Below are 24,111 nucleotides of genomic sequence, written 5' to 3' on the forward strand. Positions count from 1 at the left end.
AACTCACATCACAGAAGTCACAAAAATCTCACCCGCCACAGCGTGGCGTCGCGCCAACCTGCGCCACGACGTGTAAGAAACACCTGAGGCGTAATGACACCAGTGAGATTTCTGTGATTTGAGGGGCCACTGAGTCGACGCGGTCGCCGACCGCGATGCGTCGACCATCAGGGGTGCGAAGGAGCGCGAGGGTATGCGAACAGTGAGTGCGGGGCGAACGAGTGGGCGTACGGCCACTCGCGGTGCGACGAGCCGGCGAACGCCACGAGTCGTCATCACGATGGTGGTGGTCGTGCTGGTGGCGCTTGGCTGGGCCCTGATCGGTCAGCAGGACGCCGTCGGTGCCCCCGCCCCGGCCCCGGCCCCGGCCCCGGCCCCGGCGAGTCCGGCCCCGGCAGCCCCGGCGAGTCCGGCAGCCCCGGCGAGCCCGGCTGCCCCGGCTCCGGCGGCCACTCCCGCGGCCTCCCCGGCGCCCACCCAGCCCGCCCGCGTCACCAAGGTGTTCTGGTACACCGACCGTCGCGTTGCGCTCTGGGTGTTCTCCCCGTCGATGAACACCGAGATCCAAGTCCAGATCCTGCTGGCCCGTGATTGGTGGGCCAATCCGACCGCGCGGTTCCCGCAGCTGACCATGCTCGACGGTCTGCGCGCACAGGACGATCAGAGCGGCTGGGTCATCAACACCGACGTCGTCGACTTCTACAAGGACAAGAACGTCAACGTCATCCTGCCCATCGGTGGCGAGTCGAGTTTCTACACCGACTGGAAGGAAACCGACAAGGGCAAGAACTACAAGTGGGAAACCTTCCTCATGCACGAGCTGCCGCCCATCATCGAAGGTGATTGGCGCTCAACGGATGTCCGTGGCATCGAGGGACTCTCGATGGGTGGTTCGGCGGCCATGATGCTCGCCGCACGAAACCCCGGCTACTACAAGTTCGCCGCGTCGTTCTCCGGCATCCTGCAGCTCACCTCCTACGGGATGCCGCAGGCCATCCAGTTCGCCCTTCGGGACGGCGGCGGCTACGACGCGATGAAGATGTTCGGCCCGCCCAGCGACCCGGAGTGGAAGGCCCACGATCCGTACCTGCTCGCCGACAAACTGCGGGGCACCAGTCTCTACATCTCGTCGGGCAACGGCATGGTCGGCCCGTACGACAAGCCGTCCGACATCCCGATGCTGGCGACCAACTACTCCGGTGTGGGACTCGAGCTGCTCTCCCGGGTCACCTCGCAGCAGTTCGCAATCAAGTTGAACCAGTTGGGAATTCCCGGACAAGCCGTCTACCGGGCGTCGGGTACCCACACCTGGCCCTACTGGGAATTCGAGATGCATCAGGCCTGGCCGCAGGCGGCGGCAGCGCTCGGCCTCAGCGGTGACAAGGTGGCCTGCGGGGTCAGCCCGGCGTTCAAGAAGGTCGCCGGTCCGGCCCGGCTGGGAGTGTGCCTGACGCCGGAGTACGGCGTACCCGGCGGACGCGCCCAGGACTTCGCCGAAGGGCGGATCATCACCGGGCCGAAGGGTCCGCAGGTGGTCGGTGGCGCGATCGGCGGCGCGTATGTCGGCGCGGGCGGACCCGGCGGCAAACTCGGTCTGCCGACCAGCGGTGAGATGCCGTGGGGTCGCGACGGCGGCAAGACGCAGACCTTCGAACACGGCCGGATCAACTGGTCACCGAAGGGCGGCGCGCAACTCGCGCGATAGATCCAGCTCACACACGCGGCGCCCCACATCGGGTGCCGCGTGTGTGCGTCCTGAGATCTGACTGTGGAATCGCGATGTTTGCGCAGGTGAGGTGGCTCCGGTGGCGAATGTTGTCCGCCTTGTTGGGTAGCCTTGCTGGCGGTTGGGACAAACCACCACGTGTGTGTACGTGGTCACCGGCGCGCCTCTCGTCGAACCAGGGGTCGGAGGGTTCGAGGCGGCATCGGTGATGCGTGACGAGGAAGTGATGATGACGAAGTACTTGAGGCTGGGTGTGCTGATGACCGGCGTGGTGTTCGCGCTGGGTTCGCTGGCGGCATGTTCGGACGACTCCACGGCGAGCGCCCCGATCACCAGCAATCCGGTCACCACGACGTCGCTGTACTCCGCGCCGTCGAGTGCCTCGGCGTCGAGCGCACCGGAGTCCGGTCAGACCTCGGCCGGTGCCACCCCGACCACCGGCGGGTCCACGCTGCCGGCGACCACCCCTGGCTCGACGGCACCGGCATCGGGACAACTCACCGCACCGGACGGGGCGCCGCTCGATGACAAGGCCAAGCGATACCTGCAGGCCCTGCGCAGCCAGAACGTCACGCTGCTCGGTGATACCGACAACGGTGTCGCGCTGTCGCTGGCCACCTACGTCTGCGACGCGCAGAAGAAGAACACCGACCCGGTGACCACCAAGGCCTACGTCACCGCACTGGTCGCTCCTGGCACCCAGAACACCGCGGAGGCCAATGCCAAGGCCGACAAGGTGATCAAGGCCGCCCAGGACAACTATTGCTAGCGGCAACCGACCTGTGAACGCCCGGAAGAAACGCTCACGGACCTCCCGTGCGCTGCGCCTGTTGATGGTTGCGGTCGCGCTGATCGCCGTCATCGCGATCGTGCTGATCGCGATCTGGATCAAGGGCATCGTCGAGGGTCCGCCTGCACCGCCGCGTGGTGGCGGCCCGTCGTCGACGACGACGACCCCGCCGAACCGGCCGGAGGCCCAGCCCGCCGACTGCGCCGACGTGTTGACGCTGGTGATCCCGGGTACCTGGGAGTCCACGCCGAACGACGACCCGCTGAACCCGACGTCCAAGCCGGCGTCGCTGCTGCTGCGCGTCTCCAAGGCGATCAAGAGTGAATTCCCCGAGTCGCGCACCGAGGTCTACACGGTGCCCTACATCGCCGAGTTCCGGAACCCCACGATCCTCAACGATCGGCAGAGCAGCTACAACGACTCGCGCACCCAGGGCTACAAGCGGGCCGCGGGCAAGATCATCTCCACCCACGAGCACTGTCCGCTGACGCGCTACGTCATCGTCGGCTTCTCGCAGGGTGCGGTCATCGGCGGGGACCTCGCCTCGGCCATCGGCAACGGCCGTGGAAACGTGTTGCCGCAGTCCGACGCCGATCTCGTCCTCGGGGTCGGACTCATCGCCGACGGCCGCCGGCAGCCCGGCGATCAGCGTGACATCGGACCCAACCCGCCCGGCGTCGGTGCCGAGATCGCACTTGCCGGGATGGGATCGCTGGTGCCGGGGACCACGATGACCGGCCCGCGTCCCGGCGGCTTCGGGGATCTGCAGAGCAAGGTCGTATCCATCTGTGCCCCAGGCGATCTCATCTGCGATGCGCCGACGGCGTCGAATCCGTTGAGTGCCGTGAGTCAGCTGGCGAGCGCCATCAACAACCCGGTGCACGCGATGTATGCGACGCCGCGGTACTGGTCTCTGGACGGTGCGACCGCGACCCAGTGGATGCGCGGCTGGGTCAACGGACTCATCGACGAGGCCCCGCGTCCGGCGCACAACTGAGCACCCACGTCGTGGCGTCGCGTGCTGCGGGGTGGCTGGGAAGGCCCTGAGCGGGGACCGATCCGTTTGGGCGGCGCCGACCTGCTGCATTAACGTTGTGGGCTGGCTCGGCGGTGTCCTGCGGAATGGGGACGCCCCCGCACGGCCACGAGAACTCATGACGACGCCGCGAACGCGACGAGGAGAACCAATGACCCAGGGCGAGACCACCGGGACCGGTGGCGGCGAGACCACGCTGCGCGCGTTCCGGTTCGGCGCCGGTGGTGAGGGCAACAAGGACGAGGGCGGCGCCCGCAAGTTCGTGAAGTTGGCCCAGACCGCCGAAGAATACGGATACGACACCTTTGCCGTCCCCGATCACCTCGGCAACCAGGTCGGCCCGCTGGCCGCACTGGGAGCGTTGAGCCAGGCCACCGACCGCATCAGGCTCGCGACGTCGGTTCTCGCGAACGGCTTCCGACATCCGGCGCTGTTGGTCAAGGAGGCCAACACCATCGACGTCCTGAGCAAGGGCCGCCTGGAACTCGGGATCGGTGCGGGCTGGCTGAAGGAGGAGTTCGACAAGGCGGGTATCGAGTTCGAATCCCCCGGTGTACGCATCCGGCGGCTCGATGAATCGCTGACGATCCTCGACAAGCTCATGCGCGGCGAGACCGTCGACTTCGACGGTGAGTTCTACCAGATCAAGGGACTCGAGGGCAGCCCGCGACCGCGTCAGGGGCCGCGCCCGCCGATCGCCGTCGGCGGTGGCGGGCCCAAGATGCTCGCCCTGGCCGCCAAACACGCCGACATCATTTCCGTGGCGCCGGGCACCACCTCCGACGGGCGGATGAAGTTGTCGGACATGACCATCGAGAAGACCGCCGAGCGGGTCGACCGCATCCGGCAGGCCGCAGGCGACCGATTCGCCGACATCGAACTCAACTGGACGATCGCGGTCATCGTCATCACCGACGACCGGCAGTCCACCGCAGAGATGGCGCTCAAGGCACTCGAGCAGGGGTATCCGCCGAACATCGAACGCGACACCGAGTTCACCGTCGACGACGTGCTGAACTCGCCGTACATCGCGATCGGATCGTTCGAGGAGATCGCCGATCAGATCCGGGCGGTGCGGCGGCGCACCTCGATGTCCTACGTCGGGGTGTTCCCGACGCAGATGGATGCCTTCGCGCCGGTCATCTCGCTCCTCAAGGGAGAGTAAAGTGTGTCCTCGGTCCGGGGGCAGGAAGCCGCACGACAACCGCCGGCGAAGGACTGCTGCAGTGGCGTGATCACACCGCGGTGGAGTCAAGGTGGACATGACGATCATGAAGTGAGCGAAAGGGTTGGGAAGTGTCGTGCGACCGCGACCAACGCGGTCCACGGACGAATGGGTACCGACACGACCACCGGTGCACGGCAAGGAACGACTCGAGGGTCACACTGAACCGAGCAGCGCGGTCGGGCGCCGCGGGGTGTGCCACGAGGTACGCACGATATGCCCATTTGGGGGCAGGAACGTGGGGGCCACAGGAGTAATGAATGCTGAAGACTGAATTTGAGCAGTTCCTCGACGAGAACGGTCAGCTGCACTTCACCGAGGACGCAACACTCGTCGACTACGTCGAGCGCAATGTCCGCGACGCGGCCGACACACTCGCCTACCGCTACATCGACTACAGCCGGGAGCGCGAGGGCGAACGTCAGGACCTCACCTGGGCGCAATTCGGCAAACGGCTCCGGGCAGTGGCGGCACGGCTGCAGCAGGTCACCAAACACGGCGACCGCGTCGCCATTCTCGCCCCGCAGTCGCTGGAGTACGTGATCGGCTTCTTCGCCGCGCTCTACGCGAGCAACGTCGCGGTTCCGCTGTTCAGCCCCGACGAGCCCGGTCACACCGACCGGCTGACCGCGGTGCTCTCCGACTGCGAGCCGACCGCGATCCTCACCTCCACCAAATCCGCCGAGGCGGTCCGCAACTTCTTCGCCGACCGCCCGGCCAAGGAGCGTCCCCGCGTCATCGCCGTCGACGCGGTGCCCGACTCCGTCGGCTCGAGCTGGGTCGCACCCATCGCCGGTAAGGACCACAACAAGGACACCGTCGCCTACCTGCAATACACGTCGGGCTCGACGCGCGTGCCCGCCGGTGTCGAGATCACCTACCAGGCAGTGGCCGCCAACGTCCTGCAGATCTACGACTGCATCGAGATCGACCGCAACGCTCGCGGCGTCACCTGGCTACCGATGTTCCACGACATGGGCCTGCTCACGGTGATCCTGCCCGCGCTCGGCGGCAAATACATCACGATCATGAGCCCGCAGGCCTTCGTGCGCAGGCCCGGCCGCTGGATCCGCGAACTCGCCGCCGACGACGACAACGCACCCACCTACGCCGCCGCGCCCAACTTCGCCTACGAGCACGCCGCCGCCCGTGGCCTGCCGAAGGAGGGCGAAAAACTCGACCTCTCCAACGTCATCGGCCTGATCAACGGCTCCGAACCGGTGACCGTCAGCTCGATGAAGAAATTCAACGAGGCATTCGGCCCGTACGGGCTGCCGAAAACCGCCATCAAGCCGTGCTACGGCATGGCCGAGGCCACCCTGTTCGTCTCGGCCACCCAGCGCGACAACGAGGCCAAGGTCATCTACGTCGACCGCGAAGAACTCAACGCCGGGCGGATGAAGGTCATCGACTCCGACGCGCCCAACGCCGTCGCCCAGGTCTCCTGCGGACAGGTCGCGCTCAGCCAGTGGGCCGCGATCGTCGACGCCGCCGAATACGACGAGAACGGCGTCGGCATCGAGAAGGCCGACGGCGAGGTCGGCGAGATCTGGCTGCACGGCCTCAACATCGGCGCCGGCTACTGGAACAAGCCGCAGGAAACCAAGGACACCTTCGAGAACACCATCACCACCCCGCTCGCGCAGAACAGCCACACCGAGGGTGCTCCGGCCGACGCGACCTGGATGCGCACCGGCGACTACGGTGTGTGGCTCGACGGTGAGCTCTACATCACCGGCCGCGTCAAGGACTTGGTGATCGTCGACGGCCGCAACCATTACCCGCAGGACCTCGAATTCAGTGCGCAAGAAGCCAGTCCGGCCCTGCGCCCCGGATTCGTCGCAGCGTTCGCCGTCCCGGCCAACGAACTGCCCAAGGTGGTCTTCGAACAATCCACCAGCGGACTGACCTTCGACCCCGACGACGCCTCCGAGCAACTGGTCATCGTCGCCGAGCGCGGACCGGGCAAACGCCACGACCCGCAAGAAGTCGCCGACACCGTCCGCGCCGCCATCGCCGGACGCCACGGCGTCATGGCCCGCGACATCCTGCTCGTCCCCGCCGGGTCCATCCCACGCACCTCCAGCGGCAAGATCGCCCGCCGCGCGACCAAGGCCGCCTACATCGACGGCAGCCTGCGAGGTGGGTATAAGCAGACGGCCTTCCCAGATGCGGGCGTGTAGCGCAGCGAAGCCTTTCGCCGCACACCCTCCGCGTCGGCCGGCCGCCGTCACGAACCCGAGCGGCCATCGAGCCGTCGCCAAGTACCCTGAGAAACGATGTCTGAACTGAATAACGACGAGCCGAACAACCAGGTCGACGCCACCAGCACCGACGGGGAGACCGCCGGTGGGCTGACCGTCTCCGAGCTACGCGACTGGTTGCGTGACTGGGTGGCGCAGGCCACCGGTGTGCCGGCCGATCAGATCTCCGATGACCGCCCGATGGAGGAGTTCGGTCTGTCCTCACGCGACGCGGTGGCGCTGGCCGCCGATGTCGAGGACAAGACCGGCGTCATCCTCACCGCGACCGTCGCCTACAACCATCCGACGATCGCGATGCTGGCGACGCGCATCATCGAGGGCGATCCCGACGAGGGCATCGACGCCGACGACGACCGTTTCTGGGAGCGCGAGCGCAGCGAGGCCGACGACATCGCCATCGTCGGACTCTCCACGCGATTCCCGAAGGCCGGTCAGTCGCCGGAGTCGACGTGGGAGGCCCTGATCGAGGGCCGTGACGGCATCTCCGACCTCCCCGACGATCGCTGGACCGAGTTCAAGGCCGACCCGCGAATGGCCGAGGTCCTCGAGAAGCGCAACCTGCGCGGCGGATACCTCGACGACGTCAAGTCCTTCGACGCCGACTTCTTCCAGATGAGCCCGCGCGAGGTCGAGATGGTCGACCCGCAGCAGCGGCTCGCGCTGGAACTGACGTGGGAGGCCCTCGAACACGCCCGCATCCCGGCCAGCGACCTCAAGGGCGGCAGCGTCGGCGTTTTCGTCGGCACCTCCACCAACGACTACCAGTTGATGGCCGCGCTCGGTCTCGGTGAGGGCGCCGACGAGACCGCGGCCTACGCCCTGACCGGCACCGCCACCTCGATCATCGCCAACCGCGTCTCCTACTTCTTCGACTTCCACGGCCCGTCGGTCGCCATCGACACCGCATGCTCGTCGTCGCTGGTGGCCGTCCACCAGGCCGTGCAGAGCCTGCGTTCGGGCGAGTCCGAGGTAGCCCTGGCCGGTGGCGTCAACATGATCCTGACCCCGGCGGCGACCGTCGGCTTCGACACGATCGGCGCGGTCGCCAAGGACGGGCACATCAAGGCCTTCTCCGCCGACGCCGACGGCATGGTGCGCTCCGAGGGCGGCGGTCTGTTCGTCCTCAAACGACTCGCCGACGCCCGCCGCGACGGCGACCAGGTGCTCGCGGTGATCTCGGGTACGGCAGTCAACTCCGACGGCCGTTCCAACGGCATCTTCGCTCCCAATCCCGAAGCGCAGGTGGAGGTTCTGCGATCGGCGTATGCTGACGCCGCACTCGATCCGCGTCAGGTCGACTACGTCGAGGCGCACGGCACCGGCACCATCCTCGGTGATCCGATCGAGGCCGACGCACTGGGCCGGGTGGTCGGTCGCGGACGCGTCGTCGGCGCCCCCGCGCTGCTCGGATCGGCCAAGACGAACTTCGGACACATGGAGTCCGCAGCCGGTGCCGGCGCACTGGCCAAGGTGGTGTTGTCCATGGGGCACAACAAGATTCCCGCTTCCCTGAACTACTCCGGACCCAACCCCTACATCCAATTCGAGGCGACCGGACTCAAGGTCACCGACGAGATCACCGAGTGGCCGCGCTACTCCGGGCACGCCATCGCCGGGGTGTCCGGATTCGGCTTCGGTGGCACCAACGCCCACGTCATCGTCCGCGAGGTACTCCCGGGCGACCTCGAAGAACCGGCCGCCGTCGCCGATCTGGCCGATGCGGCCGATGCCGAGACACCGGCCGCCGACCTCGACGACGACGAGGACTTCCTCACCGAGGCCGAGCGTGCGGTGCTCGCCGCACAGTCGGCCGCCCCCGAGGCGGATACCGTTGTCGCCGAACGTGATCCGGCCGACGATTTCGCACCCTGCGCGGTCGACGGGTCGGTGGTGCCGCTGGTGATCTCGGCGTTCCTGCCGTCACGGCGCCGCAAGGCCGCCGCCGATCTGCTCGAGTGGCTCGAATCCGATGCCGGACAAGCCACCCCGCTCGCCGACATCGGACGTGCGCTTGCCCACCGCAACCACGGACGGTCGCGCGCCGTCGTGATGGCCCGCTCCCACGAGGACGCCGTCAAGGGTGTGCGTGCCGTGGCCGAGGGCAAGGCCAATCCGCTTGTGTACTCGGCAGATTCGCCCGACGCCGCATCGGCGGTGTGGTTGTTGAGCGGCTTCGGGTCGCAGCATCGCAAGATGGCCAAGCAGCTCTACACCGAGAACCCGGTCTTCGCCAAGTACGCCGACCGCGTCGATCACCTCGTGCAGCGTGAACTCGGATACTCCATAGTCGAGATGTTTCTCGACGACGCGCAGACCTACGGCATCGAGACCAGCCAGGTCGGCATCTACACCATCCAGGTCGCCCTCGCCGACACCTTGCGCCACTTCGGCGCGCAACCCGGTGTGCTGGTACCGCATTCGATGGGCGAGGCCTCGGCTGCCTACATCAGTGGTGGTCTCTCGCTCGAGGATGCGACACGGGTGATCTGTCAGCGCTCGCGTCTCATGGGTGAGGGCGAGTCAATGCTCACCGGCGACGACATCCGGCTGATGGCCCTCGTCGAATACTCCGCCGAGGACATCAACGACGTCCTCGTCGACTACCCGGATCTCGAGATCTGTGTCTATGCGGCGCCGACCCACACCGTCATCGGTGGTCCCGAGCCGCAGGTCGACGCCATCGTCGAGCGCGCCGAGAAGGAAGGCAAACTCGGCCGCAAACTGCAGACCAAGGGTGCGAGCCACACCTCGCAAATGGACCCGCTGCTCGGCGAATTGGCCTACGAGCTCACCGGAATCGAACCGCTCCGCCCGACCGTCGGCTTCTACAGTTCGGTGGACCGCGAGACCTTCTATCGTCCCGGGCACGAGCCGGTGCACACCATCGACTACTTCCTCAAGGGACTGCGCCACAGCGTGTGGTTCTCGCAGGCCATCGCGAAGTCGGTGGAGAACGGTCACCGCACCTTCCTCGAACTCTCGCCCAACCCGGCGGTCCTGATCTCCGTTGCGGCGGTGACGTTCTCGGCCGGGCTCCAGAACGCCGAGCTGATCGAGACGCTGCGCCGCAAGGAGGACGAGAGCTTCGGTGTCATCAACGCCCTGATGAAGCTGTACGTGCACGGTCACGCCGTGGACGTCGCGTCGCTGTTCGGCACCGGCGCCGGCCGGGGGTTCGCCGACATCCCGCGCACCCGTTTCGAGCGAAAGCCGTACTGGCTCAAGGCCACCGTGAATTCCGGTGGGGGCAGCGGATCGATCCCCGGTTCACACGTGGCGCTGCCCGACGGGCGACATGCCTGGGAGGTGAACGCCGGCGCTGTCACCGACCTGCGTGAGCTGGTCCGTGCCGCGGCCGCGCAGGTCCTCACCGAGGCGACGGTCGGTGCCGCGGTGGCCCACGGCGAGATCGGTGCCGGTGTTGGCGAGGGCACGCTCACGACGACGCTGAGCCCGCACCCGGGCGGTGCGTCGGTGACCGTGCATGCCAAGCACGACAAGAACTTCCGCCTGCTGTTCGAGGCGGTCGTCACCGGCGCCACCGTCGCCGGTACCGCCGACGGCGCCCCCCAACCCGCCGACGGCGCTCGTCAGAACGCCGACGGCGCCATTGATCCGCGCAAGGTCGGCTACATCGACAACTCGGTGGTCGTCGAGGACGAGATCATCGACGACATCGGCAACAAGTGGGACCCGCAGTCCGGTGAGTCGATCGACGACCGGCTCGCGATCATCGTCGGCGAATCCATGGGCTATGACCCGGAAGATCTGCCCCGCGAGATCCCGCTCGTCGAGTTGGGCCTGGATTCGTTGATGGCCGTGCGCATCAAGAATCGCGTCGAGTTCGAGTTCGACATCCCGCAGCTGCAACTTCAGGCCATGCGGCAGGCGAATCTCTCCGATGTCTCCAAGTTCGTGAACTACGCGGTCCATCACCGTGACGAACTCGACGACCTCGCCGAGAATGCCGCCGGCGGAGGCGAACTCGACACCGCCGCGCTCAACGCCTACATCGACGAGCAGAATGCCAAACGCGCCGACAGCGCTTCGGCTCCCGCCGACAGCGTTCCGGCTCCCGCCGACAGCGCTCCCGCCACCGCCGACAGCGCTCCGGCTCCCGCCGACAGCGCTCCCGCTGCCGCCGACAGCGCTCCCGCTGCCGCCGACAGCGCTCCGGCTCCCGCCGACCTCACCTCGCAGGCCGCGGTCGCCGAGGCCGCGGGCTCCGACGTCCCGCCGCGTGACGCCGCCGAACGGCTCACCTTCGGGGTGTATGCGGTGGTCACCAAGCGCTCGGCCGGCGGCATCTTCAACAAGCTGCCGGTCCTCGAAGAGGATGTGGCACAAGCTCTCACCGACAAGCTCAACGAGCGCACCGGTGGTGACATCGACGTGGAGGACATCCTCGATTCGGAGACCATCGAGGAGATGTCGAACTATGTTCGCGAGTTCCTCGACGCGGCCGCCGACACCGACGGATTCGTGCGCTACCTGCGACTGATCGACGGGAAGAAGACCTACGACCCGCAGGCCGGTGATCCGACGCCGGTGCTGCTGTTCCATCCCGCCGGCGGTAACACCGCGGCGTACGAGGCGCTACTCAAGCGGCTGCCGGACTCGGTGCCGGTCATCGGTTTCGACAGGGTCGAGGGCAGCATCGAAGAGCGTGTGCGGCAATACATGCCACGCCTGCGCGAGCTACAGCCGCATGGCCCGTACGTTCTGGTCGGCTGGTCGCTCGGCGGCGCGCTCGCCTATGGTGCCGCGCAGGTGTTGCGCGACGAGGGCGAGGAGGTCGACTTCGTCGGTCTCATCGACGTCGTCCGTCCCCGCCACGATGTCGTGGAGACCCCCGACACCAAGCGGGCTCGACTGGAGCGCTGGAAGGACTTCGCGATCCGCAACTACGATCTCGACGCCGACATCCCGATCCCGATGGATCGGCTCGTCGAGGCCGACGACGAGGGGCAGTTCGCGATCATCATGGAGATGATGTCGATGTCGGGCACCAAGATCCCCGGCGGCATCATCGAGCACCAGCGCACCTCGTTCATCGACAACCGTGCGCTCACCAACATCGCTCCGACGCCCTACGGCGGCAAGGTCGTGTTGTACCGCGCCGACAAGATGCACGACGGCGCAATCGAACTCGAGCCGCAGTGGGCGGAGATCGACGAAGACGGTCGGTGGGGTGAGGTGGTCGACGACCTCGAGATCATCCACATCGGCGGCGATCACCTGTCGATCGTCGATGAGCCGTATATCGGCAGAATCGGAGCCGACCTGACCCGCCGACTCGGTACCGTCGGTTCCACCACCAGCAAGTGACAGACCGCGACACCGCGGACCACGCAGAGGATCACATGGACACCACCGCAGCCAAACTCGCCGACCTGAGGGCCAAGCTCGAACTCGCCAAGGAGCCGGCCGGGGAGAAGGCGGTCGCCAAGCGTGCGAAGAAGGGCATCTTCTCCCCGCGTGAGCGGCTGGCGATGCTCTTCGACCCGGGTACCTTCATCGAGATCGGTGCCCTGGCCAAGATGCCCGGCGCCGCCGAGACCGGATACGGCGACGGCGTGGTGACCGGTCACGGCCTGGTACACGGGCGTCCGGTGGCGGCGTTCTCCCACGACCAGTCGGTGCACGGCGGCACCGTCGGAGAGATGTTCGGCCGCAAGGTGTCTGCGCTGATGGAGTGGGCCGGCAAGATCGGGTGCCCGATGGTCGGCATCAACGACTCGGCCGGCGCGCGCATCCAGGACGCGGTGACCTCGCTGGCCTGGTACGCCGAGATGGGCCGGCGCAACGACCTGCTGTCCGGACTCGCGCCGCAGATCTCGATCATCCTCGGCAAGTGCGCCGGTGGCGCGGTGTACACCCCGGCCAACACCGACATCCTCGTCGCCGTCGAGGACAAGTCGTACATGTTCGTCACCGGCCCTGACATCATCAAACAGACCACGGGAGAAGAGATCTCGGCCGAGGACCTCGGCAGCGCGCACAATCAGGCGCGGTGGGGCAACATCCATCATGTCGCCGCCGACGAGAAGACCGCGTTCGAGTGGGTCCGCGAGTATCTGCAGTACATGCCGTCGAGCTGCTACGAGAAGCCGCCGGTGATCAATCCCGGGCTCGAGCCCGAGATCACCGACTCCGATCTCTCGCTGAACTCGTTCATGCCGGACTACGACAACGCCGGTTACGACATGCACGACATCATCATCAAGCTGTTCGACGACGGTGCGTTCCTTGAGGTCGGAGAGTTGTTCGCCCCCAACATCATCACCGGATATGCGCGCGTCGACGGTCATGCCGTCGGGGTGGTCGCCAACCAGCCGAGCGTGATGGCGGGCACCCTCGACACCGACTCGTCGGAGAAGGCGGCGCGATTCGTCCGCATCTGCAACGCGTTCGGCATCCCGCTGATCTTTCTCGTCGACACCCCGGGCATCCTTCCGGGCCTGGCCGAGGAGCAGAAGGCGACGATCCGACGCTCGGGCCGCTTCCTCTACGCCTACGTCGAGGCGGACGTCCCCAAGATCACCGTGGTGCTGCGCAAAGCCTACGGCGGTGCGTACGCGGTGATGGGCTCCAAGCAACTCGGCGCCGACCTCAACTTCGCGTGGCCCTCGGCCAAGATCGCGGTGATGGGTGCCGAGTCGGCGGCAGCGGTACTCACCCGTCGCCAGACCGAGGGCATGTCGGCGGCCGAGGCCGATAAGGTACGCCGCGATTTCATCGACTTCTACAACACGATGATGGCCACGCCGTACCTCGCCGCCGAGCGCGGCTACATCGATGCCGTCATCGAACCTGCCGAAACCCGCCTTCAGCTACGAAAGGCGTTGGCGCAGTTGCGGGACAAGCAGACGATCCGCACCCCGCGCAAGCACTTCCTGATGCCGATCTGACGGTTTTCGTCGCGTGCGCTCGGGGTGCGGTGGTTCGGATCCAGCACCGCTGCAGGCGGTCTCGAGGCTCGTCGCCATCGCTCCTCGCACCTCGACCATCGGTCTTGGGGGAGGTCCTTCCCCCGCTGGTCGAGGTGCCCGGCGCCCCAGGCGCCGGGCCTCGAGACCCCTTGCTCTGGTGCTGGTTCCGTCCGCCGCTCACCCCACCGCATGCCCGACGAGGCGACCGATCGCGAACGTCACGATCATCGCTATCGCGCCACCGACCACGACGCGGCACACCGGTCGCCAGGGTGACGAGCCGCCGAGCCGAGCGCCGGTGAATCCGGTGATCGCCAGCGCCGCGACGACCGCGGCGAAGGTGATCGGGATGCGCAGCGATGCCGACGGGATCAGGATCGCCAGCAGCGGCAGCAGCGCTCCGCTGAGAAACGACACTGCCGACGACGCGGCCGCCTGCCACGGGTTGGTCAGTTCGTCGGGGTCGATCCCGAGTTCGACGTCGACGTGGGCCTCGAAAGCGTCACGGGCGGTGAGCTCGGTGGCCACGCGGCATGCGGTCTCGTGCGTGAGTCCCTTTTCCTCGTACAAACCGACGAGCTCGTCAAATTCCGCCTGCGGCTGCTCCCGGAGCTCGCGGCTCTCCTTGGCCAACAACGCTTCCTCGGTGTCACGCTGGGTACTCACCGACACGTACTCACCGAGCGCCATCGACACCGCCCCGGCCGCGAGCCCGGCGATCCCCGCAGTGAAGATCGGTCCCCGGTCGGTGGTTGCGGCGGCCACGCCGATCACGATTCCCGCGGTGGAGACGATGCCGTCGTTTGCACCGAGCACGCCGGCGCGTAACCAGTTGAGGCGATTCGACAGCGATCCCCCGGCATGGGGTTCGCCCGAATGCTGATGCGGCGGCTCTGCCGGATCGTGCTCGGCAGCCGCGCCGTCGAGAGGGGTCATGGACCCACCTAAACGCCGAAAGCCGCGCTGCGCAAGCAAGGTGAGGCTGAGCATCACCGGTGGCATGCCCGCGCAGGGCGGGTGATTCAGGCGAAGCGTTGCAGGATCGAATGCACCGCCTGCGTGACGGTGAGCCGGTCGTAACTCTGGACGAAGTCGAAGGTGCGATCCAGATCGTCTGCGCCGCAGTGCTGATCGCGCGCCGAGAGCAGCGCGGCGAAGTGCGGACCGAGCACGGCGACGTTCCACTCCTCGACCAGGTCGTCGTCGGGGGCCAATGGCGCGCGATGCACGTTACCGTCGCGGACGTCGACGAGATCGACCCCGTACACGCCGGCCAGCCCGGTCCGTTCGGACATGGCACGCCAGCGTGCTGCGGTGCGCTCGGTGAAATGCCGGGCGTGCTGGAAGGTCCCGACGACGACGGCGGCACCGCCGATCGCTGCCTGCTCCTCGAGTGCCTTGCTCATCTCGATCAGCAGCCGTTTGTTGCCCAGCCGCGGCGTCAGCGACGCCGAGGCGATGGCGTAGGGCGTGGCCGCCTCGGGCGGCGGCGTCGACCACACGGGCAGCTCGGGCAGTGCGACGACGGTCGCGGTCTGCAGCGCCGCCGGTGACTCGACGGACGGATACAGCGCGCCTGTCCCGAACGATGCGCCCAGGGTCATCGCGGCGACGCGTTTGGCCTCGGTGTCGACGCCGTCGGCGATGACGACGGCGTGGGAGCGCTCGGTGTGCGCGGCAAGGGTGTGCGCCAGTCGCGCCGGATCGGGGTTGGTGCCGTCGGGTGCGATGACGGCCTCGAGCAGATCGGCGCCGGTGATCACGATGTCGGGTTCGACGAGCGACAGCAGCGTCGCCGCCTGATCGCTGCTGAACAGGCCGTCAACACAGACGATGCGCCCTTCCCGTCGCGCCCGGGCCACGCGCGCCAGAGTGCGCTGGGGGCTGCGTTCGACGGCGTCGGGGAGCACGACGAGCACTCGCTGCTCGAGCCGTTCGCGGGTGTCGTCGTCGAGGCCGTCGATGAGTTCGAGGTCCATAGGCACCAGCAACGGCAGGATCTTGGCGATCGACTGCGCCGTCGGCGTGGCCGCGTATTCGTTCCTGCGGCGGTCGAGGACCTGGTGTTGTTCCATCAGACGGGCAGCGCGACGCAGTGCTCGCGCAGTACCCAGGCGCGTCCCGGTGGGACCACGCAGGGTGAGTTCGACGGCGGCGACGGCGCCGTCGTGCAATCGACACACCGGTGCGAATTGCATGTGGAGCTCCAGATCATCGAAGAGGGTGAATCCGCTCTCCGCTGCGATCTGACCAGGCTGGGATGTCATCGATTACCACGTCCATCTGCCTCTCGTGGCCGCGATGTCCTGACTCAACTCGTAAGCGTTCGGACTCAACGGACCAGACGGGTGGGATGCGGTTGGCTTCACATCCGGAGTACCGGCAGAGGAAATCCATCGACTCCCGGTACTCCGATGTGACGCTCAGAGCCGGGACAGTGCGAACACCGTGCCTGCGGCCAGGATAACAAAGAACCCGACGAGGGCCAGGGCGAGCAGGATCGAGCCGACGAAGCCCACGGCCATCACGGTCATCCAGATGATGACCGCCACGGTCATGGCCCACCACCAGAAGCCGACGCGGGACTCCCCGGAGTCCGGTGACGCCGGGGTCGCGGAGACCTCGGCATCACCGGCGGCGGGGTGGATCATGGCCGGATGGCGGGTATCCGCGGCCGCAGGAGCGGAATCGGATGGCATGAGCAGGTTTTCAGCTGCGAGCCGCGGCTGCGGCGTCGGCCTCGGTGGTCTGGCCGGCCGTCGCGAGGTCGCCGGTGTAGCTCTCGAGGTGCGCGCGAACGAACCACTGGAACTTCTCCAGCTCGGCGGTCTGACCGATCAGGATGTCCTCGGTCACGGGATCGAGTTCGCCGGTGGTGGCGATCGCATCGCGCTGGGAGGTGATGAAACCGTCGTACACCAGGTTCAGTGCGCCGAGGTGCGCCTGCGCGGTGTCGCGACCGATCGAGTAGTCGTCCCACGAACGGTCGGCCTCGATCGCCTTGGCCGTGCCGTGCGGGGATTCGCCGAGGGTGGCGATGCGCTCGGCGATGGTGTCGGCGTAGCCACGGACCAACTCGACCTGCGGATCGATCATCTCGTGCACGCCGATGAAGTTCGCGCCGACGACGTTCCAGTGCACATGCTTGAGGGTGAGGTGCAGATCGTTGAGCGCACTGAGACGCTCCTGCAGGATCTTCGTGACGGTAGAAGCGGTTTCGCTGCTGAGTCCGGGAGCGGTGAATGTGGTCATGCCGCAACGCTATGGCCGGCGCGAGGTGTGCCCAAGCCGGCTCCGTCATGCGTCACGGAACCGAAATGGTCGGTAACGATCGGATAACGCCGCGGGTTTGGCGTCGAGCGGCGCCGGCAGTGGTCAGCCGGCGGTGGTCAATATCCGCTCGAGCGCATCGGTGCCGGGTTGTAGAGCCCCGACCTCCGGGCGGTGCCGAGGTCGAGCCGTGCCGGTGGTGCCGGATCGATTTCGGTGAATCGTTGCAGGCCACCCCAGTCGCGCGCCCAGTTGTTGCGCAGATACGTCGGCAACAGGGTGGGGGTGAGCATGGCCTCGGTGATGCCGAGTGGTCCACCTGCCGTACCGGCCATCCACGTCTGGCTGTTCTTGCGGGTTGCGTCGGCGTCGGGCATGATCCGCCACCGGGGTACCTGCAGCACACCGTTTTTCACGGCCATCGGCTGCTGGCAGGGGAACACCATGCCGGGCAGCCAGTCGATGAACACCGGATCGGTGCGTCCGACGACGTCGTCGAGGGTGGCCATGGTGGTGATCCGCGGCGGGGTGAGTGCCACCCATTCGGCGGGCGCACCGGCGGTGTCGCGGACCTCGATGCGCACGACGTCGGCTCGTGCCGGCGAATTTGCCAGGGGGAAGCGTAGATTGCGCCAGGTCGGCGCCTCGCCGATATCGAGTGGCGTCATCGTGCCCAGTGGGATCACACGTCCGTCGGCACCGAGCCGGCCGAACCGGGCGATCACCTGCTGGCCGGGATGGACGACGCCGACCCCGTCGGTGGACTGCACCGATCCGGCGACCGCGATCGTCAACAACGGTGCCGCATCCGAGGGTGCCGGCATCGAATACCAGGATGTGGTCAGGCTTGCGGTCCCCGTCGGCGATCCGTAGGTGCCCAGAACCGGGGTCTGTGACGGGCTCAATCCGAAGGGCAACTGCACCGTCGACCCGTTGATACCTCGTGCGCCCTGTCCGCCTGCGGTGCCGCCCTGTGCGGAGTCGTCCGACGACGAGGACTCGTTGGCGCCGGCCCCCGATTGCGCACTGTTGGTCGCCGACGACGCGCTGTCGTCCTCGGTGGTGTCGACACTGAGCTGGTTCGGAATACCGTTGGGGGAGAATCCATTCGGTGGCACGCCGGTCGGGGTACCGGCAAGCGCGGCGGAGGTGTCGGGCGCCGGACGGCCGTCGACGGCAACCGGGCGCAGCAGACCGGTGTTCGGGTTCGCCTCCACGAGCACGTCGTCGGCCAGACCGCACGAGTTGCCGGTGAGCGCGCGCACGTTGGAGTTCAGCCAGGAGAACGAATCGCGCTGCGCGTAGGCGCCCTTGGCGAAGGTGGCGACGGTGAACACGATGACGAAGCACGAGATGACCGGTAGCGGTGAGAATTTCAGCCGCGAGTACCAGTGGTCGGAGTGGCCCGTGCGGGTCGGCTCGTCGACGTAGTCGTCGCGGAAGTGGAACCACAGCCCGACCGCCGCGGTGATCACCGCGAGGACCAGGAACACCCAGCCGAACTGCACGCCGCCCAACGACGGCGGCCGATCCCACCACGGGACCCCGTAACTACCGACGAACCACCACCCGTTGGTGCCGGTGAAAGAAATGCCGGTCACTGCGAGAAGCGCTGCGGCGAAGAAGGTTCGGTTGCGGCGTGAGCGCAGGATGGCCGGCGCCATCATGGCCCCGGCCGCGGCGGCCAGACCACCGGCGATGCCGGCGTACACACCGAAGTGGTGGGTCCACTTGGTGGGTGTGAACGAGATGAAGAACATGGTGCCCAGGGTTACGGCGATCAGCCGCCAGATCGGTGCGCGGGCAACGCCGTTCGGATGAACACGGCGCAACAGCCGCAGTAGCACGACCACCAGGCACAGGATCATCACCAGAATTCCGAAGCGCCGGGTCAACGTACCGTCGGCGGTGGGCAGGATCAGGTAGTAGTACCGGACCGGCTCTTCCCACCACTCCAGGGTCGGGCCGACGTCGGTGGCGACCTGATTCCCGACGAGCAGCGGCATCAGCGGCTGTGCAGCAAAGATCTCGAACAGCACCGCGGTACCCGCGGCGAGGATCGGCGCCAGCATCGGCACCAGACCGTCACGGCGTCGTCGGGTCACCACGGCCTTGACCATCGGCCGGACGCCGGCGAGCAGGGCCGCCACCGCCATCAGGCCACCGGGCGCGAGTGCCAGGGTGAACGCCGCGGTGATCACCGCGACCGCGTACGGCAGCAACCGGCGCGTGGCGATCGCACGCTCGACGCAACACCACGTCAGCAGCGCGCCCACCGCCTCGCCGGGTTCGGGACGCAGACCGTTGTTGTACGGCAACCAGATCGCGAGGTAGACGAAGGCCGCCGACCACACCGCAGGGGTGCTGTGACGCACCGCGCGACCCAACCGCGGAATCACCTCACGCGAGATCAACCACCAACCGAGCAGGCCGAGAGCGAACGCGGGCAACCGCATCCACGGCGCCGCGAGACTGACATGGGTCATCGCGGCGATGACCTGGAAGTGCCAGCCGAACGGGTCCTGCGGTACCCCGAAGTAGCGGAAGTAATTGTCGGCGTACCCGGCGGCACCGGTGATCCGGCCGACCGTGAGGTTGTAGCCGTCGTCGGAGGTGTTGGCGCCGGCGATCCACCAGAACGCCAGGATCACGAACACCACGACGTCGGGCGGGCGAATCGTCCACCACCCCGACGGCAGGAAACGCTTGTGCCCCCGACCATCCCGATGGTCGAGAACGCCCAGGAACACCAACGACGCGATCGTCAGAACGATACCTGCGACGATGGCGAGGATCTTGAGTGTGGTCGGGGAGTTCACATACCGGGTGTCGATGGTGGCGTGCAGGCGTAGACCCTCGCGGGGTGCCGTCGCCGGGAGATCGGTGTAGACGCCGACGATCTGCGGGCGCATCTGCTGATCGGGTACCGAGAAGGTGTGCTGGCCGTCGCCGGGCAAGGCCGGCGCCGATGACGCCGACCCGGGACCGTCGGCGAAGCGCGCCGAGACACCGGTGCCGTCGGCATGGAAGAGGATGCGGCAGTTCGGATTCGACTGTGCAGCCGCACGCGGGGTGGTCAACAGGACCACGTCGCGGTCGGTGACCACCAGGGCATCGGGGGTCGCCCGGATGAACAGCGCTCGCGCCGACGCCTGTTGCCCGCCCTCGGGCAGCGTCGAGAGCAACACCCCGCCCGACGCCGGCAACTCGGCGGCCGGCGAGCACGGCACCGCGACGTCCATGTCGATCGGGACGAAGGCCACCAGCGGCGCGGCGACGTTGCCGACCGCCGATCCCTGCGGCCAATTCAGTTCGGCCGTGGACTGGTTCACCGGTAGCAGCGGGGTGAGGACCGCGAGCAGAAAGCCCAGAAGTCCGGTGACCGCTGCGGCGATCCGCACACCGTGACCACCGGGTATCCGAGTACCCCAGGTCCGAATACCCGGTGTCCCTTCGACGACATCGGTCTGCCGATCCTCACTGGTCATCCGACGACTCCACCCTGATCGATCCCGTTCGAGCCCAGCCCCACCGCGTGCTCGTGCCGACGGTCAGCGCGGCGGCGGGCGCTCCGGCGACCAGCGGTGTGAGTTTCTCCAGTGCTCCCCAACCCTGGTACCAGTCGCCGGACAGATATGTCGGCACCGTCTGCGCCGACGTCGTGCCCTCCGAAATCGCCAGGAGACCACCGTCATCGCCGTCTTCCCAGGTCTTCGACTGCGAGTTCGCGGTCACGAAGTCGGGTTGGATGCGCCATCGCGGCACCTGCGCGACCCCGTGGGTGACCTGCAACGGCTGCTGGCACGGGAAGTGCGCGGCCACACTGAAGTCGATCAGCGTCGGCGCATCGGAACCGACAAGCTGTTGCAGCGTCGCCAGCTTCGGCGCCCGCGGAGGGGTGATCACCAAGAACTGATCCTCGCCGAGATTGTCGTCGAGCAGTGACAGCCGCATCACCGTGGCCGCCGGCGGTGCCGCCGCCATCGGCACCCGGAGATTGCGCCACGGCCGATTCGCGATCACCGGCCCGGGATCGATCGGCAACGCGTCGGGACCGACCTGCTCGAAGGAGCCGTCCGGTCCCGGCCTGCCGAACTGCACCACCACCTGCCGGCCGAAGATGTACACCCCGAACATGTCGATGCTCGCCACCGATCCGGCGGCCGAGAACACCAGCAGCGGAGTCGAATTGCGCTCCGGCAGGTCGTACCAGTCGGTGGTCAGCCGGGCTTCGCCGTTGTAACCGTAACTGCCGAGCACCGGCGTCGTCGCGGGGTCGAGACCATACGGGAGCGCGGCGGTGGAGCCGTTGACCGTCCGCGGTCCGCGCCCGCCGGTGGTCCCCGCTCCGAGCCCGCCGGTGATGGCGAACGGCTGGGAGAAGGGTGCGGCCACATTCATCTGACCGGGACGAGCACTACCGGGCTTGGGTGAGAGATCGTCAGGAACACCGTCGGGGGAGAAGCCGACCGACGTCGCACCGGATCGCGTGCCCGACAACGCCGCCGACGCCGTCTCACCGCCCGCCGGGCGCAACATGTTCGCGTTGGGGTCCGACTCCACCAGAACCTTGTCGGCCATGCCACAACTGTCGCCGCGCACCGTGTTCAGATTCTCGCCGAACACCGTGAACGCGGGATACCGGACCGCCACCGCCTTGGCGAACACCATCACCTCGGAGATCACCATCAGCGTCGCGATGATGGCGATCGGCGACGACGCGACAACCAGGCGCCGGCGATCGGCGCGGCTGTGCCCGTCGCCGTGCGCGAGTCCGCGATTGGCGACGTAATCCAGACGCAGGTGTTGCCACACCGCAAGTGCCGCAGCGACAACCGCGAGCACCAGGAAGATCGTCGACACCCCGATACCGGCCACCACCGGCGCCCGATCGAACCACGAGATGCCGTACTCGTAGGCATACGGCCAGGCGTTCTTGCCGGCCATCGCCGCAGCGAGCGCGAAGAACAATCCGGAGACGAACACCGTCAGGTTGCGCGTGGAGCGCGCCGCCGACTGGGCGACCGCCACCGTCGCGGTGGCGGCCAGCGCCGCACCGAGACCGGCGAAGATCCCGAACTGGATGGTCCACTTGGTCGGGGTGAACGCCAGCAACAGCAAGCTCACCCCGACGGCCCCGATCAACCGCCACGCGGGACCCGGCGCCACCCCACTGATCCGGCTGCGCCGCAACATGACCGCCACCGTCACGATCAACGCCGCCAGCAACAACAGCACCGGCACCCGCCGCGTCAGGGCGCCGTCCTTGGTGTTGACCGTCAAGAAGTAGTAGCGCAGATACTCCTGATTCCAGTCGATCACCGGCCCGGTCGCATACCGGACCTTGATCGCCTCGATCACCGTCGCCACTGTCTGATCACGGAAGACGACGACGAGCACCAGCACCCCGGCCGCGACGATCGGCGCGACCAACGGCGCCAGACCCTCCTCGCGCCGCCGGACCAGCAGGATGTGCAGCAACGGCCGTGCCGCGACGATCAGGATGGCCACCCCGATGAGGCCCTGCGGGGCCAGCGCGAGGGTGAACCCGGCGGCGATGGCGGCGAGTGCGGCCGGGAGCAGAGCCCGTGTGGCGATGGCCTTCTCGGCGGCCCACCAGCTCACCAGCGATCCCAGAACGATTACCGACTCGCTGCGCAACCCACTGCAGAACGGCAGCCAGAATGCTGCGAACACCAACGCCGCCGACCACATCGCCCACCGAGAACGGCTCACGGCGCCACCGAGTCGCGGCAACAACACCCGACTCAGGACGAACCAACTCGCCAGTCCCGCAACGAGTTGCGGCACCAACATCCACAACAGTGCAGGCGAGAGCGCCGACCAATGCCCCAGGAAGGCGTAATACCAGTCGAACGGCGCCTCCGGGATCCCGTAGAAACGGTAGTAATCCGAGAGGTAACCGAACGAACCCGCGGTGCGCCCCATGTTCAGGATGTAACCGTCGTCGGGTGTCCCCGCACCCAACAACGTCCACACGCCCAACACCGCGGTCACCACGAGATCGATCGGCGATGGACGCAGCCGCCGCGCCCATCGGGTGCGGGCACCGACCCGCCTGCGATATCCGCCGAGTCGGTCCAACCAGAACAACGCCCCGAGGGACACCACGACGCAGAGCACCGCGAGGATCATCACCAACAGCTTCAGCACCGACGGCGTGCTCTCGTACCGATTGTCGATCTGCACGTGCGCCCGCACCCCCGACCCGGCGGCCAGCACCTGCGCGGTGGACAGATCGGTGAACATCCCGTCGATCTGCGGTCGAGCGTCGGCGCCGAGATCGCCGGCTGCGTTGCCGACACGTGCGCCGCCCGGCCCGACGAACTGCGCTCCCGTCGCGGTCGCCGAGGAGAACGCATGGAGCCGAGCGCACGCGGCCAGCTCGGCGCGCGGGATCGAGGCGGCCGCCACGTTGCGGAACGTCACCGACACCGCATCCCGGCTCGCCGTCACATACAGGGCCTTGGCCTTCGAATCGGGAGCGGTCGTCGGCATCGTCGCGAGCACCACGCCGCCGGCGGCAGGCAGGCCGCGCAGCACGGCGCAGTCGATCGTGACGTCGAGGGACTCGGCCGTCTGCGCGATCAGCGGCGCCGTCACCGACGGCGTCGGCGCCTCCGCGCTCACCGAATGCTGCGGCCAGTCGAAGGACGCCTGCGTCACGCTCACCGGCAACAGCGGGGTGATGACGCACAGCACCGCGCCCACGACACCCGCGATGACGGCGATCAACGTGATCGGTGCAGAACGGACCGTCGGCGACCCCGTCGGCCGGTCCGCGTCGGACAGTGAAGACGGCGCTGTCGCAGGCACGATGACTGATGCTATGTGACGGAGGCATGCC

13 protein-coding genes are annotated in these 24,111 nt (G+C 67.4%); 7 read left to right on the forward strand and 6 right to left on the reverse strand.

Translation table 11 applies throughout. The features are described 5' to 3' along the window. Positions 1-280 precede the first annotated feature (280 nt). The 7 genes from AC5ZH6_RS02030 (at position 281) to AC5ZH6_RS02060 (ending at position 13,952) form a co-directional block, all read left to right on the forward strand. On the forward strand, positions 281-1,705 hold the full coding sequence (locus tag AC5ZH6_RS02030; protein WP_006369236.1) for an alpha/beta hydrolase-fold protein: 1,425 nt from the start codon (positions 281-283) through the stop codon (positions 1,703-1,705). 247 nt (positions 1,706-1,952) lie between these two features. Continuing rightward, a complete protein-coding gene (locus AC5ZH6_RS02035; RefSeq protein WP_026920402.1) occupies positions 1,953-2,495 on the forward strand; it encodes a hypothetical protein in 543 nt (180 codons plus the stop codon). Positions 2,496-2,508: 13 nt separating this feature from the next. After that, positions 2,509-3,513 (forward strand): cutinase family protein, encoded by a 1,005-nt coding sequence (locus AC5ZH6_RS02040; RefSeq protein WP_006369238.1) that lies wholly within the window; start codon positions 2,509-2,511, stop codon positions 3,511-3,513. A 190-nt stretch (positions 3,514-3,703) separates the two neighbouring features. Further along, positions 3,704-4,717, forward strand: coding sequence for an LLM class F420-dependent oxidoreductase (locus AC5ZH6_RS02045; RefSeq protein WP_094601666.1), 1,014 nt, complete (start codon positions 3,704-3,706; stop codon positions 4,715-4,717). A 320-nt stretch (positions 4,718-5,037) separates the two neighbouring features. Next, the gene (gene fadD32 / locus AC5ZH6_RS02050) at positions 5,038-6,960 is read left to right on the forward strand and encodes a long-chain-fatty-acid--AMP ligase FadD32 (protein ID WP_014358494.1); all 1,923 of its coding nucleotides are present in this window, start codon (positions 5,038-5,040) and stop codon (positions 6,958-6,960) included. Between the two features lie 96 nt (positions 6,961-7,056). After that, positions 7,057-12,369: a polyketide synthase Pks13 gene (gene pks13 / locus AC5ZH6_RS02055; RefSeq protein WP_094601667.1), complete on the forward strand. Its 5,313-nt coding sequence runs from the start codon at positions 7,057-7,059 to the stop codon at positions 12,367-12,369. 35 nt (positions 12,370-12,404) lie between these two features. Beyond that, entirely contained in the window at positions 12,405-13,952 is a 1,548-nt protein-coding gene (locus AC5ZH6_RS02060; protein ID WP_094602147.1) for an acyl-CoA carboxylase subunit beta, read from the forward strand. A 198-nt stretch (positions 13,953-14,150) separates the two neighbouring features. Here the strand turns inward: AC5ZH6_RS02060 and AC5ZH6_RS02065 are convergent, their stop codons facing one another. The 6 genes from AC5ZH6_RS02065 to AC5ZH6_RS02090 all read right to left on the reverse strand — a co-directional run bounded on the left by AC5ZH6_RS02065 (position 14,151) and on the right by AC5ZH6_RS02090 (position 24,080). Next, the gene (locus AC5ZH6_RS02065) at positions 14,151-14,909 is read right to left on the reverse strand and encodes a VIT1/CCC1 transporter family protein (RefSeq protein WP_094601668.1); all 759 of its coding nucleotides are present in this window, start codon (positions 14,907-14,909) and stop codon (positions 14,151-14,153) included. An 86-nt stretch (positions 14,910-14,995) separates the two neighbouring features. Next, a complete protein-coding gene (locus tag AC5ZH6_RS02070; RefSeq protein WP_094601669.1) occupies positions 14,996-16,240 on the reverse strand; it encodes a DICT sensory domain-containing protein in 1,245 nt (414 codons plus the stop codon). Positions 16,241-16,396: 156 nt separating this feature from the next. Beyond that, on the reverse strand, positions 16,397-16,672 hold the full coding sequence (locus AC5ZH6_RS02075; RefSeq protein WP_240524079.1) for a hypothetical protein: 276 nt from the start codon (positions 16,670-16,672) through the stop codon (positions 16,397-16,399). 10 nt (positions 16,673-16,682) lie between these two features. Continuing rightward, positions 16,683-17,225, reverse strand: coding sequence for a Dps family protein (locus AC5ZH6_RS02080; protein ID WP_079928482.1), 543 nt, complete (start codon positions 17,223-17,225; stop codon positions 16,683-16,685). Positions 17,226-17,362: 137 nt separating this feature from the next. Beyond that, positions 17,363-20,644: an arabinosyltransferase domain-containing protein gene (locus AC5ZH6_RS02085; RefSeq protein ID WP_094602148.1), complete on the reverse strand. Its 3,282-nt coding sequence runs from the start codon at positions 20,642-20,644 to the stop codon at positions 17,363-17,365. Positions 20,645-20,720: 76 nt separating this feature from the next. Beyond that, positions 20,721-24,080 carry an arabinosyltransferase domain-containing protein gene (locus AC5ZH6_RS02090; protein WP_006369248.1) on the reverse strand — a complete coding sequence of 1,120 codons (3,360 nt, stop codon included), beginning with the start codon at positions 24,078-24,080 and terminating at the stop codon, positions 20,721-20,723. Between the last annotated feature and the right edge of the window lie 31 nt (positions 24,081-24,111).

This window comes from Gordonia sp. YC-XJ4, assembly GCF_059511865.1.

Bases quoted from the DNA above. Each gene is read 5' to 3' on its own strand.
- fadD32 (WP_014358494.1), top strand. From the start codon at position 5,038: ATGCTGAAGACTGAATTTGAGCAGTTCCTCGACGAGAACGGTCAGCTG.
- AC5ZH6_RS02060 (WP_094602147.1), top strand. From the start codon at position 12,405: ATGGACACCACCGCAGCCAAACTCGCCGACCTGAGGGCCAAGCTCGAA.
- AC5ZH6_RS02035 (WP_026920402.1), top strand. From the start codon at position 1,953: ATGATGACGAAGTACTTGAGGCTGGGTGTGCTGATGACCGGCGTGGTG.
- pks13 (WP_094601667.1), top strand. From the start codon at position 7,057: ATGTCTGAACTGAATAACGACGAGCCGAACAACCAGGTCGACGCCACC.
- AC5ZH6_RS02030 (WP_006369236.1), top strand. From the start codon at position 281: ATGGTGGTGGTCGTGCTGGTGGCGCTTGGCTGGGCCCTGATCGGTCAG.
- AC5ZH6_RS02070 (WP_094601669.1), bottom strand. From the start codon at position 16,240: ATGACATCCCAGCCTGGTCAGATCGCAGCGGAGAGCGGATTCACCCTC.
- AC5ZH6_RS02080 (WP_079928482.1), bottom strand. From the start codon at position 17,225: ATGACCACATTCACCGCTCCCGGACTCAGCAGCGAAACCGCTTCTACC.
- AC5ZH6_RS02045 (WP_094601666.1), top strand. From the start codon at position 3,704: ATGACCCAGGGCGAGACCACCGGGACCGGTGGCGGCGAGACCACGCTG.
- AC5ZH6_RS02065 (WP_094601668.1), bottom strand. From the start codon at position 14,909: ATGACCCCTCTCGACGGCGCGGCTGCCGAGCACGATCCGGCAGAGCCG.
- AC5ZH6_RS02075 (WP_240524079.1), bottom strand. From the start codon at position 16,672: ATGCCATCCGATTCCGCTCCTGCGGCCGCGGATACCCGCCATCCGGCC.